General features: G+C 65.7%; 3 protein-coding genes. 1 reads left to right on the plus strand and 2 read right to left on the minus strand.

From position 1 onward, the window contains the following. The coding region (locus tag VGH54_RS21960; RefSeq protein ID WP_331514208.1) for an alpha/beta fold hydrolase at window positions 1–408 on the minus strand (408 nt) is incomplete at its 3' end. A 200-nt stretch (window positions 409–608) separates the two neighbouring features. Between VGH54_RS21960 and VGH54_RS21965 the strand changes: the two genes are divergently transcribed. After that, a complete protein-coding gene (locus tag VGH54_RS21965) occupies window positions 609–1,202 on the plus strand; it encodes a bifunctional transcriptional activator/DNA repair enzyme AdaA (RefSeq protein WP_331514209.1) in 594 nt (197 codons plus the stop codon). A 113-nt stretch (window positions 1,203–1,315) separates the two neighbouring features. Here the strand turns inward: VGH54_RS21965 and VGH54_RS21970 are convergent. Then, on the minus strand, window positions 1,316–1,646 hold a 331-nt coding region (locus tag VGH54_RS21970; RefSeq protein WP_331514210.1), incomplete at its 5' end, for a hypothetical protein.

A 1,646-nucleotide genomic window follows, 5' to 3' on the forward strand; every position in this document is an offset into this window, starting at 1 on the left:
CGCGATGAGACCACCCGCCGCAAGCAGCGTCACGCTGCGAACCAGCGGTGGCTGATCGACTGCCAGACAGCGGGCGATCCGGTTGCCGAAGGCGTGTCCGACCAAGTGCGCCGGACCACAGCCGATCGCCTTAATGACGCCAGCGACATCACCGGCCAGATCGTGCAAGGTCGCGCCATCGAGGGAACCGCGACTGCCGCCGACGCCACGCATATTTATCGAGATCGTCTGGAATCCTCTGGTAACCAGCGTGTGCGCCAGCTGATCAAAATAGCCGGTGCTACAGCCCGCATTCGCGAGCAACACGACTGGTGCGCCCGAACCGCGAAGTGTGCACTCCAACGTCGCGTCACCGACGTCGATGCTTCGATGCTGCGGCAATCCCGCCTCCCGCTTTTTGCTGCCCACGGGGCGCGCCTCCCCTGTCGCGCTGAAGATGTCTCCCGCGACCCTACGTCAGTGCCCAAGCTGCCTAAGAGAGGGCGAACAGCGCCCCAAATTCCCGCCGTCAGATGTAGTGGAAAAGTGGCCGCTATCGCTGGCCAAAACCGGACTCCATCCCCAAGAGGGCGTCGGTCCTAAGCAGCGACGTGAGTATTATCGTGTCCATGTCGTTGGACTTTGCGGAATGCGACCGCGCGCGCCTGGCGCGAGACGCGGTCTATGACGGACGGTTCTATACCGGCGTTCACACTACCGGTATTTACTGCCGTCCGGTTTGTCCGGTGCGCCCCGCCCGGTCGGCCAATGTTTCGTTCTTCCCGTCGGCCGCGGCAGCCGAAGCGGCAGGTTTCCGTCCCTGCCTGCGGTGCCGGCCTGAGACCGCTCCGTTCAGCAGCGCATGGATCGGCAGCAGGGCGACAGTTGAAAGAGCGCTGCGGCTTATCGTCGAGGACGGCGCGCTCGATGCGGAGGGAGCTACCGTCGAACGCCTCGCTGAGCGCCTTGGTGTAGGGGCAAGGCAACTCACGCGGCTATTCGCCCGCTACCTGCAGGCAAGTCCCTCGGAGGTCGCCAAGACTGCGCGGGTGCAGCGGGCTAAACGGCTCATCGACGAGACGAGCCTGCCCATGACCGAGATCGCGATGCAGGCGGGCTTTGGCAGTCTGCGCCGGTTCAACTCCGTCTTTGCCGAAGTCTACGGAAGGCCGCCGACCGAAATTCGGCGCAAGAAGTTTTCAGGCGCCGCGGTTTTGGCATGACCGCTATCGGCGCTGAGCGGAAGGCCGCGGTCGACTTCGGCGGCTTCCGGTTTTGCCCCCTGAGCAGTCATCCGGAGCGGCGAAAACAGGTCTGCCGCATAGACCAGAATCTTTTAATGTACTTCCGGGCAGCGGCAGTAGATCGCGCTGCGCTCATCCGTCCCTTGCCCCACCGTCGCGAAGGTCAACGCGTCGCCCGGTCCCGCCATCGCAACCGCGTTAAGCGCGAACCGGCCGATCGCTTCACCGTCCGGCAGGGTTTCGCCGGTGGTCGCGACGCGGCCGATCTCGCCCGGCATACCGGCGAAGGCGGCGAGCGGCCCGGGGCCGCCGTCGAGCGCTGCGATGAATGCCGTCGCCCCGCCCGGCGCGGCAGTGGGCCAAGGGCCGAAACCGGCATAGCGGCCGCCTCCCGGCGCGGGTGCTCCCTCGGCGGCAATCTCG

The sequence above is a fragment of the Mycobacterium sp. genome (assembly GCF_036488105.1).
Classification (GTDB): domain Bacteria; phylum Actinomycetota; class Actinomycetes; order Mycobacteriales; family Mycobacteriaceae; genus Mycobacterium.

Bases quoted from the DNA above. Each gene is read 5' to 3' on its own strand.
- VGH54_RS21965 (WP_331514209.1), top strand. From the start codon at position 609: ATGTCGTTGGACTTTGCGGAATGCGACCGCGCGCGCCTGGCGCGAGAC.